This window comes from Amycolatopsis sp. NPDC004747 (assembly GCF_053601335.1).
This window is the reverse complement of sequence record NZ_JBSGBQ010000050.1, coordinates 45637-59508: the sequence shown is the minus strand read 5'-3', so window position 1 is coordinate 59508 and position 13872 is coordinate 45637. Positions and strand designations below refer to the sequence as shown.

Here is a 13872-nt window from a genome sequence, read left to right as displayed (position 1 = left end):
TACTTCCTTTTTCTTTTCTGTTTTTTTCTCTTTCTGTCCCTTCTCGTGTTTAGGGTGCGGTGGGGGCTGGTCTCGCCCCCCCGCCCCCCCCACACCACCAGGTGTTCATGCTGCAGCGGAATGGCGAGTGAGGGACTCCGTCAGTCGTCGCTCGGCTCGTGACAGCTGTTGCCGGAATTGGTAGGAGGAGACGCCGCGTTCTTGGGCGACGGATGCGGCTCCCTCGCCGTCGAGCCGTACTCGCCCGATAAGGCTGGCTTCGTCCTCGGTCAGAGTGTCGTCTTTCACGGCTTGCGCCAGGACGAGGTCCGGATGGCCGGTGGTCCGGGCTCGGTACCTGACGAACGTGCTCTCGTCGTACGTCGAGCGTGTTCCGTTGATCCGGTCTTCCTTACCGCGAGCCTCCAGCCCGTAGCGGTGGGCCATGAACCGCAGGGACGAGTAGAGCATCGGCTTGTCGGGGTCCAGCGAGTTCAGCGCCTGGAGAAACCCTTCGACGATCTCGGCGTCGAAGTCGGCGATGTCCCCGCGGAAGTTGCGGGCGATGCTGCCGGCGACCTTCTTCAGGCCCGGCATCATCAACCCGAGTGCCGCGGTGGTCCACGGGTCGCCCTGTTCCTGTGCGCGTCGCACGACCTCGCTCCAGACGGCATTCTTCACCTGGTTGCTGGTCTGGCGCTTGAGGAGCGTGATTCGGAGTTCATCCAGGGGAACCGGCCGGTCGGGGAGGCCGAATCCGATGACACGTCCGTCGAGTGACAGCGCTGTCGGCTGCGCGGTCAGCTCGTTGAACCGTCGTTCGATGATCTCCAGCGAGGTGAGCGACCGATGATGGTCAGGCATTGCTTGCCTTCCTTGTCGGGGGAGGTCGACACCCCCTAATACGGAATCTGTGGCGTGATCATGAAAGGAACCACTCGATTGTGCGACACCTGCCCGGCGTGTCGCTCCGCCGCATTACTCGATCATCTGTCTACGTCCTCTGTGGTGAAGGAGAACGGTATGGAGAACAAGGCTCTGTTGGGCAACGTGCCAGGGGTTGATCTGGGCGCGCTCGATGTGGCGCAGCGTGGCGGGCATACCTGCGTCCGTTGCGGACGCGTTCCGCTTCATCGAGTTGACCTGACGCAGGTCGGCGCGCCAGATCTGATTGCCTGCTCTGGCGAGGATGCGGCAATCTGCTCGCGGCCGGTGTTCTGGCTGGCGAAACCCTGCCCGCGGTGGTGCAACGGTCTACACGACGATCGCGATGCCGGCCCGGATCGTCGTCACTTCTCGAACTGGGAGGAGCAGGTGCCGTTGATCCTGGAGGATGCCCAGGACATGTGGCCAGGGTTGGGGTGGCAGCCCGAGCACGCGGTCGTAAATCTTGATCAGGGCGTTCGAGAGGAAGCCCCGCGGATCTGGTGCGGCAACGGAGCGACCAATCAGGGCTGGCACCTGACCGAAGACGAGGCTCGTCGGCTCGCGGTGACGTTGACGGCCGCCGCGGACTTGGCTGCAGGTGGGCCGGCCGATCGGCTGCAACTGCCGTTCGACATCGTCGCGGCGTAGGACGACCAGCAGCTCGGGATGTGGCCCAGCATGCCGGGCCAGCTCGATGCCGGCGCCGTCTGAATGTCCTCAGTGCGCGAGCGAAGCGAGGAGGAGTTCGCCGACCAGGGCAACCGTGTCCGGCGTCGTGTCGGAGCCACTCGGGGTTGTCCTGATGAGGCGCAAGCTCCGCTCGGCGGCCGTCCGGAACCATCGGTCGACGTGCAGCGCTGCGTCGTGTTTCAGCAAGACGTCGGCGGCGGCGAGCTGAGCGCGGACGACCGGTCCGGTTTCGTCGTCGAGGGCAAGCCGGACGATGTCGAGCAGGTCGGTTGCTTCCTTCACACGGGCTCGGTTCGGTAGCGCCTGCAACTTTGTCGCGACGAGCGGCCCCGGCTCGGCGACCTGGACCGTGTGTTCGCTTGCGGTGCCGCCACCGACGGCACGGATATGCAGTGGCGTCGCCGAACGCAGGGCCCAGTCGTGACTGAGCAGGTAGAGCCGATCGGTCGGATCCTCGGGAAGGTCGTCGAGCTGCTCCTCGCTGACTTCGAGCACATCCACCCGGACATCGCCGGTCGGCATTGCGACCAGTGCACCCGCCCCATCGATCGCGGTAGCCCCGGTGGCGAGTAAGACATCAAGTTGGCCTGGCTCGTCGCCGAGCCGCCGGTTGACCGTGTCTACATCACTGGTCACCCGATGCGCGGCGGAACCGAGACGGGATAGAACGGCGAGGCCGCCGACCACGGTGATCCTCCGATCGAGTCGCCGCTCGATCTCCGGGAGAGCCTGGACCAGGGACGACGTGACCGGACCGAAGAGCTCCACTACCCGAGGTTGATCACCAGACACGTGTTACCTCTTGCGGTGGATTCCATCCTTCGAGGATCTCCCGGCCGCGGCCGGGATCAGCGGCCAGATCGAGTGCCACGAACAGCGGATGCGCCAGCGGCCACGGCGGCCCACCCGGCGATGCGGGGAATCTCAGAGAACACACCTGAGGCACCGGCGCGATCCGGATGGTCGCCCCACGGGCGGCCTCGGATATCGGCACGCCCAGGAGGATTTCCGCCCGGTGTGCCGTCGTCGTATCGGGGACGTAGAAGTCCGGTGGATAACCAGCCCGGACGCCAGCGGGAGCGCCGTAGGCGGCAGCCGCCATCGTGTCTGTCAGAGCCCAGCCGACACCAGTCGGCGGCTCAATCCAGCCAGTGTGCAACGCGCCTGCAATCGTGGGATCGTCAAGGAGTGCCACCCGGGCTACCGTCGTCCGTGCCGGTCGCCACGCGCTCGCCGTTTCCCAGAACAGCTGCGGAGTTACTGGAAGACCCTCGGAATCGATGAGCTGAGCTTCTCGCAGGGAGTTCATCACGGTCGAGACCGAGCTGGGTGACCGGCTTAGTTCTCGCGCGAGTTGGCGCACTGAACCTGGACGTTCAGGGGTGATGAGCAGGGCGCAGGCGACCTCGAGAGCGACTTTGCCGGCGAAGAGATCGACTGGGCGGGGGACATCGGGTGCTGTAGGGACTGCGGTATCGACAAGTACACCTGGGCCGGAAAGATGCAGATGACCCCGGAGGTCAAGCCAGCTCCAGCCCTGCTCTCGGAGCACTTCGCGGGCGGCTGCCACGATCCGATCAGCGACGAGCAGGTGAACTGAGGCGGCTTGATGTCTTGTGCCGGAAAGTCGACGAAGCTGACTTGTCAGTGACCCTGGTGTCACCGTCGCGGCAACTTCGACGTCGATGTTCAGAGGTGCACCATTGATCTCGGCCTCAAGGTCGGCGGCGAGGTCCTCCGCCGAAGGTGCGACCGCAATGCCAACAGCGGTGAGCGCGGATGTGACGGCATCGATCGCTTCGCGCCTATCGATGAGCATGGCGTCGATCGTCTCTCGTGTTCGGTGTTCGGTCAAGCAAGAACACCGAACGGAGGTGTGTTGTGACCTAAAGTAGTAGATCGGCTACTTTGAGGCTACGGCGGGGCTGCTGCCCGACTGGTCGCTTGAGGTGCTGCACTTCGGTGTCCGGGTGAGGCGTGAGCCGAGCTGGCCTCGAGCCCGTCTTTCTGTCGGTGCTGCTTCGTAGAATTCACGGTGACCAATCTTCCGGGAAGCCCGCCCTACGGGAGGCATGCTCAGTGAGTGCAACAAGCCGCAGGCGCCAGTCCGCCAGCCCCGAACCGACGATCGTGCCGGTCTCCCGGCTTGCGGACCGTGTGTTGACCGGCGAGATTGTGCTGCCGAAGTATCAGCGGGCGTTCGTGTGGGGGTCGCACCAGGTCCTCCACCTCTTGGATTCGGTCCTACGTAACTATCCCATCGGCAGCCTGCTGCTGTGGGATACCACGGAGCAACTCGCCAGCGAGGAGACCGTCGCAGGCTTGAATGTGGACCCGCCGCGTCTCGGTCGTCCGGTCAAGTACATCCTCGATGGCCAGCAGAGGCTCGCCAGTATCGTCGGCGCGCTGCACGGCGGTACCGGCTCCTGGGACATTGCCTTCGACCTGGAAGAGGAGCGCTTCTTCCAGCGCAACCCCGAGAGCCCGACCGGACCGCACATCGTGCCCATGCGGAAGGTGAGCTCTGCCGGTTCGCTCTTCGGACAGGTAGCCGAGTTGTCTCCGGGGCTGCGCGAGCGCGCGACTGAGCTGTACGAACAGTTCGCCAATTACTTGGTGCCAGTGGTGACCTTGGACCACATGTCGGCGGAGGAGTCCGCGGAGGTCTTCGTACGGATCAACAGCACGGGCACGACGATGAACATCGTCGATGTCGCGCGGGCCGGCACGTGGAGTCCCGACTTCGACCTCAAGGAGGAGATCGAATCACTGCTCCAGGTCCTCGACGCAAAGCGCTACGGCCGAGTCGATACCAAGACGATGCTCCGCACGATCGCGGTCGCTGCCGGATTCGGCTTCTCCATTAAGGACATTAACCGTCTGAGGGAACTCGATAAGGAGCGGTTGCGGGGAGCCGTCGCCGAGGCAGCGAAGGCGGCCGAGCGGGCGGTGGACTTCCTCAGCACCCAGATCCGTACACCGAAGGCCGACGCTCTTCCCTACTACAACCAGTTCGCGGTACTCGTTGAAGTGTTCCGACAGCTACCAAAGCCTTCGTCTGCGCAGTACGACGCGTTGCGCCGCTGGTTCTGGCTGACTGCGAGCGGCGAATACTTCAAGGGTTGGAGCGAGACCCAGATGGGTCCTGATCTCCAGGCAATCACGTCGTTTGCCAAGGGTGATGTTCAAGAGATCGAGACGGGAGCGGCGCTCCCCCGGAGCGCCTTGTGGCGACGGAGCGCGTTCTCCAAGCGGAACGCACCGAGCAAACTCCTCGCTCTCCTCCTTGCTTATGAGGACCCGCTGGACCTGCTCACCGGGCAACGGATCGACGTGGGTAGGGCATTGTCATGGCAGAACGATAAGGAGTTTCACCACTTCTTTCCCAAGGCGTTTCTTCGATCGCGTGGGGTGAGCAGCCCTGGGGCGAATGTCTGCGGCAACCTGGTCATGCTGACCTCCCACAGCAACATCTGGGTGACCGACCGGCCCCCCTCGCAGTATCTGCGAGACTTGTCCGATATCGAGGGTGAGGGACCACTACGTGAGCGGTTAAGCACTTGCCTGGTAGAGGAAGACGCCTACCAGGCGGCGCTGAGGGACGACTACGACACATTTCTGCGCGTGAGGTCGGAGACGTTGCACCGGCGTTTGATGCAGTTGATCGGTGGAGCGGCGGGGTCGTTGAGCCCTGCATCGAGGCGCGAGTCGGAGTCGTTGCCCGATGACGAAGGGCTTGAGGAGGGAGCGGACTCTGACTCCCTCCTGGACGAACCGATCGACCGCGATTCCGCGGATTGAAGGACGATGTGGAGCTGAAATGCGAATGGCGGATATACCGGTTGCTGACCGGCCCCGAGAGCGGCTGCTGGACCGAGGAGCGGAAGCGCTCTCCGACCGCGAACTCCTTGGCCTGCTGATTGGCTCAGGCGCGGGCGGTTGCGATGCAGTCGAACTTGCGGGGCAGCTCATTGCCCGGCACGGCGGGTTGTACGAACTCGCCCGGACGCCGCCACACGAGCTAATGGCGGAGCTAACGGGGATGGGGCCGGCGAAGGCGGCGCGCGTCGCGGCCGCCTTCGAGCTAGGACGCCGGGCAGCGCCAGCCGAGGTCCAGAGTCGGCAATACGTTCGCGGATCCGCCGACTTGGCTAGGATTGCAGCACCGCTGCTGAGGGGGCTGAGGCATGAGCGGGTCGTGGTCGTGGTGTGCGACGCGGCTGGTGCGGTACTGCGGAAGGCGACGCTGACCGAGGGCGCGATTGATCACTCTCTACTACCTGTCCGCGATGTGCTGGCCTTGGTCCTGGCCACGAGCGGCACGGCCTTCGGCGTGGCCCACAACCATCCCACAGGCCGCGCAGAGCCCAGCGAGCCCGACCGCCGCGCGACAGTCCGCCTGGCGGCGGGAGCGGAGGCAGTCGGGCTTCGGTTCCTGGACCATGTGGTGGTGACGGACCGGAGGTGGCGCCGGGTGGAGGTGTCCTCCGGCTGAGAAGTCGGCTCCAAGCCGACTACAGTTGCCCGGAGAACGCGGCGTTGAGAAGGGCGGAGCGTAGAGTAGCTACTTGCGCGAGCTGCTCTGCTCCGGCTTCAGTCGCCTGTCGAACCACGCTTAGTTGCCGTGCGATTCGTCGCTGCTCAGCCAGACTGGGAAGCGGGACCGTAGTCGCAAGAATTCGATCAACATTCACACGTTGCCTCCTCGACCCCATACCTGTGCCCTTGTCCTTGAGAGCGTCGTGCAGACCGGGCCAACGAGCAAGGTGGGACATGTACTCGACGTCGGCAATGGAGAGATCGATGTCGAATGTAGGGAATTCGTGCGATACGTGGACGCCTTCAAACTCTGCCGGAACGACGGCAAGCGAGCCTTCCCAGCCGAAGAGTTTGCTGTAGACGAACTGACCGGTATGCAGTGTATTGTATCGGGGGTATTTAGTGTCGCTGCCTGAGATGGCTGGACGATGGAAGAGACCTCGTCCGCGGTTGAGAATACCGGCAGTACGATAATTGTGGTCAGGCTTCACGTTCACGAAGTCGGCACTTGGGTGCAGGGCTGCGGAAAGTGGCACTTGGTCCATGATGGGCCGAAGTTGCGAGTCCATGTACTGATGGATCAGTTGGCTAGAACGACCCCGTAAGATAGAAAGCTGCGCAATTCGTGCAAATGCGGCATCAAGCTTGTCGGAGACCCGGCACTGCTCGTCTAGAGGAGGCAGGGGTACTGTAGCTTTCTCGAATTTATTCGGCGAAAGGGTCTGGTTGCGGGCTACAGTCCCGGTCGAAGTCGAACGGATCAATGATATTCCGTTCGAGCTTTGGAAGTAGTAGTTCAGGAATCGAATGTCGACGTCGCCAGTGGGGCGATAGCTGAGAAACCTGGCTGACCCGACGAACCCCTTCTCGCTCTCTGTTGAGATTCCGATGGCGCCCTCCCAAGCCATAATGTTGCTGACGATAAGTCGGCCCGGTTTAATCTCAAAATATTTGAGCTTACTTAGATCGCGACCCAGGCAGGGATCGCGATGAAAGATCCCGTTGCCGAAAGATCTGATGCCGATCTGCATGTACTCGGCATCGAAATCGATGTCGACAGGTATACGTTCCAATGTCAGGACGTCGCCAAGGCGAATTTTATTCGCCGCCACTGCTTGCCCCCAGCTCGTCACGTAGCTCCTTCAGAAGCTCCAGAACTTCGCTCTCTGTCTTAATTAGATCCTCTATAAGATCCTCCGGCGATTGATGCGCTAGGTCCTCGCCGCCATGGGGATTCGAGATGTCAAGGTTGAACCCAGTCTTTTCGATCTCAGTAGCCGCTACCTTCCACGCATTGCTGTTCTCTTCGCGCCCCTCCCGTTTTGCGCCGCCCCACCACTTCGCGCACGACTCGAACTCTTCGAACCGCATTGGCTTTGTCTTGGTATAACTGCGGCGGCCGTCCGGAAGCGGAATCTGGTAGAACCAGACCTCTTTTGTTGGCCTTCCCTTCTCGAAGAACAGCAGGTTCGACGGAATCTGGGTGTACGGCGCGAAGACGCCCTGGGGGAGTCGGACGATGGTATGCAGGTTGCACTCCTTCGTCAGCTTCTGCTTGATGCGGGCACCGATGCTGTTCTCGCCGCTGGTGAAAAGGCTGCCGTTCGGCAGAACAATCGCGCAGCGCCCACCCTTCTTCAGCTGATCAAGAATTGCATGCACAAAAAGCCATGAAGTCTCCTGGGTCTGGTAACCCTTGGGGAACCTCTCGATTACGGATCGTTCTTCCTCGCCGCCGAACGGTGGGTTCGTCAACACGACGTCCACTCGGTCCGCTGCGGTCGCGTCGCGCATCTGCAGCAGGGCGTTCTCGCGGACCAGTCGTGGCGCGCCAATGCCGTGCAGAAGCAGGTTCATGCTGGCCAGGAGATATGGCAGAGACTTCTTTTCGATTCCGCGGATATCGTCGTGCAACTGCCTGCGCTGGGTGTCGGTTTCGACTCGCTGTACCAGGTCCTCGTATGCCTGGACCAGAAAGCCGCCGGTTCCACAGGCCGGGTCGAGAATTGACTCCCCAAGTTCGAGAAATGTCTGCTGCACCATGAATCGGGTGACCGGGCGAGGGGTGTAAAACTCGCCGGAGTCGCCGGCTGCGTCTCGCATCTCCTTGAGAATCGACTCGTAGAGGAACGCCATCGTGTGAATGTCGTCCGAAGAGTCGAAGTGGATCTCGTCCACGAGGTTCACCAGGTCCCGCAGGAGGGTCCCGGACTGCATGCGGTTGTTGACGTCCTTGAAGATCGTCGACAGAACATTCCGCGGGTCCTCGGCGTCGCCGTCGGCGCCCTTCAGTCCGGCGAGGTGTGGGATGAGTTCGTCGTTGACGAATGTTTTCAGGTCGTTGCCGCTGAAGTCCGGTTTCGTCGCCCAGTCGTCCCACCGGTACGGCTTCTCGATCGCCGGACGGTAGTCGGGGTCAAGCAGCGGCCCTACCTGTTCGACACGCTGGTCGAACGCCTTGAGGAACAACAGCCAGGAGAGCTGGGGGAGGCGGTCGAGGTCGCCGTTAAGCCCGGCGTCCTTACGCATAGTGTCGCGCGCCGACTTGATGACGGACGCGAGTCGTGACCTTGACGTGGTGGCCACAGCCACCTTCTTCTTGGTGGACGCCATCTCAGTCCTTCTGCTTCGGTTCGGCTTCGCCATTGTCAGATGCCTCGCACCAGAATCCGCGAACCAGGTCGAGTGCGGCGTCGAGAGGAGTATCTGCCAGTTCGGAGAAGATCTGGCCCTGGCCCGGCGTTAGTGCCGGGAGCGCCGCTGGCAGATCATGTCTTGTCCGCATAGCGATTACATGCTGTATGGCCTCGACTACGGATATGTCCGGGTCGGGACGCTTCCGACTAGCGGACCAGATGATCGTCCTCTCCGTCAGGCAAGACGTCGAATCCACGGAGACGGAGGCGGTAGATGTCACGGTCGACGGCCGATCAGTTGCCACGCTCGGCGTGGTGCCGCTGGGTTTGATACGAGTACCGAGCCTCAAGCGCCTGAGCTGCGGTGAGGAAACGCTGCCCGCCAGCGATGCGCCAGAAGGCGGCCCTGGTGTCCGTACGGTCTCTGAGCACTGCCCCAACCTACCTACCAGGGACAAACGCCTAACAGTCGACTCTGGTTTACCGATGCTCCGACGACGTCAAACTACAGTTCTACTTGACCTACGAAGCTTCCAGTAGCCGCCTGCTCAGCTCGTCAATGGCCTTGTGTAGAGGCTTGGCGCCGCCGAAGTGGTTCGCCAGCTCGACCACCGAACCCATCTCGGTGAAGGGGCGCACCTCCAGGGTCTCGGGTTTGAGCTGAGGAGAGCCATGCTCGGCGAACTTCAGCAGCATCTCCTCCAACACCCGCCGAGCTTGAGGCTGGAAGGACTCCAGGAAGTCGCGGTGCTCGTGCAGGAACCGGTACAGCCGTTCCTCCCGGCTGACCAGAGGCAGTCCCCAGGCCACATTGAGGAGAAGGTCAACCGGATCGACATCCGGACTGCCGAACTCCTCGGGTAGTTCCTCCGCTTCGACGTCTGCAGTGTGCAGGATGGCCATGAGGTCACGTCGGCTCTTGGCGACGGCCCACTGTGAGCGCAGCTTGTCCGGTGCAAGGTCGAGTTCGAGTACGCGGTCGTGTACCCACTGCTGGATGGTCACCAGCCTCATCGTCCGGCCGTCCGTGTCGAGCTGGTAGCGCCGCTCGCCCCACTTATAGACTTGTACTCCATTGACCACGTAGCGCCTGCCACGGGATCGGATGCGGTCCACCTCGTCGGGATCGTCCACCCTGTCATCGCCATGGGGTTCTCCGAAGCTGCCACCGTCCGTCTGGTCGTATGCGGCCTCGGGTTCGGTTACACTATCCGGGGCGACCTCATCGCCCTCCGGGGGCTCCGGTACGCTGCCGACTAGATGCCCTTGCTCGTCGGCAGTATCACGTACGACACGAAGCGGAGGCCCGTCGAACCCAGGATCGTTGAAGAGCCGGGTGGCCTCGACGAAGTCGATGATGTCGAAGGACCCCTTGCCGATCTCTGGGCACAGGCGGGTGCCTCGGCCGATAGTCTGTTTGAATTCGGCCATCGAGCCGATGCGCCGAAACAGGACGATGTTACGTACGGCCGGCAGGTCGATACCAGTGTTGAGCAGTTTCGACGTCACGGCGATCACTGGTTCGTCGGAGTCGTCCTTGCGAAAGTCGTCCAGAAGAGCCCGACCATGGGGGCCGTCGGCATCGGTGATCCGTACGACATAGTCGTGATGCACCTGTACCTCCGCCGAAGCCGCGTTGAAGAGGGCCGTGCGCATGCGTGCGGCGTGGTTGTTGTTTTCGCAAAACACGATGGTCTTGCCATGCCTGCCATCTTCCGCGGTGGAGCGCAGGTAGTCGATGACGTACTGCGCCGCCGCCTCCGTGCGCTCCAGGATCACCATGACCCGCTCGAAGTCTTTCGGGCCATAAATGCCCTCCGGGATCTCGTTGCCGTACTTATCCCGCTGTCCTGGCTCGGTCTGGTAGCCCTCCATGTCCACGTTGAGCCGGACCCGGCGCACCCGGTACGGGGCCAGGAAGCCGTCCTCGATGCCGTCGGCTAGCGAGTAGGTGTAAACGGGCTCGCCGAAGTAGTCGAAGGTGTCAGCCTCCTTCTTGCTGATCGGGGTGGCGGTCAGTCCGATCTGGGTCGCAGGAGAGAAGTGCTCCAACACGCGGCGCCACTGCGAATTGTCGCGGGCACTGCCTCGATGACACTCGTCCACGATGACCAAGTCGAAATAGTCGGGTTCGTAGCGGCGGAAAAGTTCTTCCTCATCACCCTTCTCAAGCGCCTGGTAGAGGGCGAAGTAAATCTTCCGGCCCTGCACGGGCTCGCCGCTGATCTTGTGGACGTCGTCCTGGCCGAAGACGGGAAGGAAGTACTTGTCCTTGGGGTCGTCTACCAGCATCGAGCGGTCCGACAGGTACAGGACCCTGGGCTTGCGGTCCGAGATCCAGTGAGACCTGTAGAGCTTCGCGACTGTCTGGAGGGCCACCATGGTCTTTCCCGTGCCGGTGGCTAGCACGAGGAGGATCCGCTTCTGCCCTGCGGCGATGGCCGCGAGGGTGCGGGCAACCGCGACACGCTGGTAGTAGCGAGGCCGCTTGGCCGTGTTGTCAGAATTCCGCAGCGTGTGATCGTAAGGGGCGGCCAGGAGTTCGCGCCCGATGCTGGAGTCAGCCTGCTGGTCAGCCAGATAGCGGCTCCACAGCTCCTCGGGTGTGGGGAAACGGTCGATTTCCCGGATCGTGGGGGCAGCACCGCTGTAGTCGATCTCCACGATCTGCCGGCCGTTGGTGGCGTAGGCGAAGGACAGCCCGAGCTTCGCGGCGTACCGACGAGCCTGCTCTACGCCGTCGTTGGCTTCCCCGCGGTAGCGCTTGGCCTCGACAACCCCAATGGGTACGTCCGGCGTGTACTCCAGCACATAGTCGGCAACCAGAGGGTCGCCGTAGACATGCCGCTTCGGCGTGGGCGTGAGCCGCCCGTCGTTGATGCGGAACTGCGGACGAATCTGATCACTGGTCCACCCGGAATCCGCGAGGGCAGGTAACACCAATGCTCGGCACGTCTCGTCTTCTGTCATCCCCTGCTCACCTGTCACCAGACGGAGAGTAGTGCCGCCGAGCGCGGCTGTCTCCACTGTTGGCGAGATTCGGCCCGTCCCTAACTTGCAGCGGATGGTGTGGTCACGGTGGGTCGCTCAGACTGAAGAAGGCGCCAGACCCGTTCACTTCATCCGGTTCCGCCAACATCCACCACACACTTCGAACTACGACTATTCGATACGACAACCGCCAACGCCTGCCACCGCAACACGCAAATGCGGACTCGACCGATACGCAGCTCGGCAGACCATCTGCCTCTATCACCGGGCGGACGGGGACAGACCCGGCTGACGCTAGGTCCAACTAGTACTGCAACGGCAGTTAGGTGAGTGGGTAGCCGCGGCGTTTGTAGTGGCTGAGGCGGGCTTGGTGTTGTCGTCGACGGCGCCAACGTGACCATGCCCAGATGTGGTCAGCGGTGTCGGTGACACGCAGGATGAGCTTGGTGAGCAGACGCCGGATCTCCGGTAGCGTGAATCCGATCATGTCCGGCTCGCCGCAGCGGTTCCACTTTTGTGACAAGGGATCGCGAGACGGCGAGCCAGGCGTGGGCGAGAATCGACAGGGTGATGTGGGCATACCACGCCCGCCAGGAACGGACCTGATACTGATCGAGCCCGGCCTCGTTCTTCGCCTGCTGGAAGCACTCCTCGATTCGCCACCGGGTCCCGGCGATCCAGGCAAGGTCCAGCAGGCTCGAGCGACGGGGTCCGTAGCAGACGTAGAAGGCAACCTCGGTCGGGTCGGTGACCTTGCGGCGGGCGAGCAGCCAGTGTCCGCGCCCGGGCTGCCAGCCGATCCGGATCGGCACTCGCGCCCAGTCGTACTCGCGTGGCCCGTGCGCCCCGGCCCCGACCGACAGCCGCCGCCACGACCGGGCTGGCAGGCCAGCGATCAGCTCGTCAGCCCGCGCCTCACAGCCGCCGGTGGTCACCAGGGTGTCATTGACCTTGGTGGCCAGCACGTGCGCGGCATCATGGGCTTCCAACCACAACCGCAAGTACTTGACCTGCCCATACGCCTCATCGGCGGTGATCCACCCAAACGGCACACCTGCCTCGAAGGCCCGCGCCAGCATCGCCATGGCCTGCCGTGGTTTGGTTTCGAACTCGGTGCCATCCGGAATTCCCGCCCGCCGGCACCGGTCCGGCTCGGCGATCCACGGCTCCGGCAGAAACAGCTCGCGGTCGATCAGCGCATGCCCACGAGGCGAGGCATAGGCCAGGAACGTGCCGATCTGGCAGTTTTCGATCCGGCCTGCGGTTCCGGAATACTGTCGCTGCACTCCGGCCGAGCGGGTGCCTTTCTTCAGGAACCCGGTGTCGTCCACGATCCGCACGCCGCCGGGTTCGCCGAGATGCTCGATGACGTAGTCCCGCAGGTCGTCGCGGACGCCGTCGATGTCCGAGTCCGCCCACCGCAGCAGCCGCTGCATCCCATCCGGTGACACCTCGCCGGCCTGCTCGACCAGCGTCCACCCGGTTTTCCGTTCCAAGCCCGCGACCAGCCCGGACACGTACTCACGTGCTCGGGCCCGCGGTTCCGACCGCGCGAACCGGCCCGCGATCCGCTCATGCACCCGGTCCAGCTGATCCATCACCACGTCGACCACCACAAGGGTGATCTACCACAACACCACTACCTGCCGTTGCAGTACTGTTCTGATGCAGCGTCGACAGTGGCCGCCGAAGCGGCCAACGCGCGCCGCGCTCGCTGTAAGAGACCAACGGAACAGAACCTAGCTGGAAACTAGCGGTTCGCCTTATGTCAGCCTTGCGAGGAGGAACAGAGCTGACCCGTGGAAACACTCGATCGGGAAAGTGCCCCCGGCAGGATTCGAACCTGCGACACCCGCTTTAGGAGAGCGGTGCTCTATCCCCTGAGCTACGAGGGCCTGCCTGCTACCGCGGCAAGCTTAACCTGCCCGGCGCCTTCGCAGCAGCAGGGGCACGGATGGAGCAACCCGACGGACGTCGTCACCCAGGTGAGTGGTTCTCACCGCTCTCCCACATCGCGGATACACCCAGCCGGACGGTCCATGGCACCTGACCTGGACGGACCAGTGCCTCACCTGGTCGTGTCTGGTTTCGAACTGCTGAACAACAGTAG

The 13872-nt window shown here is 62.9% G+C and carries 10 protein-coding genes and 1 tRNA gene; 3 read left to right on the top strand and 8 right to left on the bottom strand.

What is annotated here, in order from left to right; genetic code table 11:
- Positions 1-105: 105 nt before the first annotated feature.
- A complete protein-coding gene (locus tag ACWEGE_RS44155; RefSeq protein ID WP_449666490.1) occupies positions 106-843 on the bottom strand; it encodes a hypothetical protein in 738 nt (245 codons plus the stop codon).
- A gap of 159 nt (positions 844-1002) precedes the next feature.
- Here ACWEGE_RS44155 and ACWEGE_RS44150 point away from each other — a divergent pair, with 159 nt between their 5' ends.
- Positions 1003-1554 (top strand): DUF6907 domain-containing protein, encoded by a 552-nt coding sequence (locus tag ACWEGE_RS44150; RefSeq protein ID WP_449666489.1) that lies wholly within the window; start codon positions 1003-1005, stop codon positions 1552-1554.
- Between the two features lie 69 nt (positions 1555-1623).
- Here the strand turns inward: ACWEGE_RS44150 and ACWEGE_RS44145 are convergent, their stop codons facing one another.
- On the bottom strand, positions 1624-2364 hold the full coding sequence (locus tag ACWEGE_RS44145) for a hypothetical protein (RefSeq protein ID WP_449666488.1): 741 nt from the start codon (positions 2362-2364) through the stop codon (positions 1624-1626).
- Between the two features lie 13 nt (positions 2365-2377).
- Positions 2378-3415: a hypothetical protein gene (locus ACWEGE_RS44140; protein ID WP_449666487.1), complete on the bottom strand. Its 1038-nt coding sequence runs from the start codon at positions 3413-3415 to the stop codon at positions 2378-2380.
- A gap of 341 nt (positions 3416-3756) precedes the next feature.
- Here ACWEGE_RS44140 and ACWEGE_RS44135 point away from each other — a divergent pair, with 341 nt between their 5' ends.
- Together ACWEGE_RS44135 and ACWEGE_RS44130 are read left to right on the top strand one after the other, a co-directional pair.
- Positions 3757-5397: a GmrSD restriction endonuclease domain-containing protein gene (locus tag ACWEGE_RS44135; protein WP_449666486.1), complete on the top strand. Its 1641-nt coding sequence runs from the start codon at positions 3757-3759 to the stop codon at positions 5395-5397.
- Positions 5398-5416: 19 nt separating this feature from the next.
- Positions 5417-6091 carry a JAB domain-containing protein gene (locus tag ACWEGE_RS44130; RefSeq protein ID WP_449666485.1) on the top strand — a complete coding sequence of 225 codons (675 nt, stop codon included), beginning with the start codon at positions 5417-5419 and terminating at the stop codon, positions 6089-6091.
- 19 nt (positions 6092-6110) lie between these two features.
- Here ACWEGE_RS44130 and ACWEGE_RS44125 read toward each other — a convergent pair whose 3' ends face one another.
- The 5 genes from ACWEGE_RS44125 to ACWEGE_RS44105 form a co-directional block, all read right to left on the bottom strand.
- Entirely contained in the window at positions 6111-7268 is a 1158-nt protein-coding gene (locus ACWEGE_RS44125; protein ID WP_449666484.1) for a restriction endonuclease subunit S, read from the bottom strand.
- Positions 7234-8748 carry an N-6 DNA methylase gene (locus ACWEGE_RS44120; protein WP_449666483.1) on the bottom strand — a complete coding sequence of 505 codons (1515 nt, stop codon included), beginning with the start codon at positions 8746-8748 and terminating at the stop codon, positions 7234-7236. The genes ACWEGE_RS44125 and ACWEGE_RS44120 overlap by 35 nt, the downstream gene beginning before the upstream one ends.
- A 545-nt stretch (positions 8749-9293) precedes the next feature.
- Complete coding sequence (gene hsdR, locus ACWEGE_RS44115) at positions 9294-11759, bottom strand: EcoAI/FtnUII family type I restriction enzme subunit R (protein ID WP_449666482.1); 2466 nt, start codon at positions 11757-11759, stop codon at positions 9294-9296.
- Positions 11760-12175: 416 nt separating this feature from the next.
- The gene (locus tag ACWEGE_RS44110; protein ID WP_449666481.1) at positions 12176-13378 is read right to left on the bottom strand and encodes an IS701 family transposase; all 1203 of its coding nucleotides are present in this window, start codon (positions 13376-13378) and stop codon (positions 12176-12178) included.
- Between the two features lie 206 nt (positions 13379-13584).
- Positions 13585-13657: transfer RNA gene (locus tag ACWEGE_RS44105), tRNA-Arg, on the bottom strand.
- Positions 13658-13872 lie beyond the last annotated feature (215 nt).